The following is a 263-nucleotide window of genomic DNA, read 5'->3' as shown; positions in this document are numbered from 1 at the left end:
AGTGTCGCGCGGATTTGCCTACGCAACGTCCTACACCCTTACCCCGGGACAACCACCGCCCGGGCTGGACTACCTTCCTGCGTCACCCCATCGCTCACCTACTACCCCGTTGGGTCACCGGCTCCACCACGTCCCATTGTCCGAAGACTCCGGGCCGGCTTCACGGGCTTAGCATCAAGAGGTTCAGCGTTGGCGCTTCAAAGCGGGTACGGGAATATCAACCCGTTGTCCATCGACTACGCCTGTCGGCCTCGCCTTAGGTC

General features: G+C 62.0%; 1 rRNA gene. It reads right to left on the bottom strand.

The features are described from left to right. Positions 1-262, bottom strand: a 23S ribosomal RNA gene (locus tag QSK52_RS39300); the annotation flags it as partial. Position 263: the final 1 nt, after the last annotated feature.

Origin of the sequence: Kitasatospora phosalacinea, from assembly GCF_030268885.1 — a bacterium.
GTDB classification, from domain to species: domain Bacteria; phylum Actinomycetota; class Actinomycetes; order Streptomycetales; family Streptomycetaceae; genus Kitasatospora; species Kitasatospora phosalacinea_C.
This window is presented reverse-complemented; position numbering and strand designations above follow the sequence as displayed.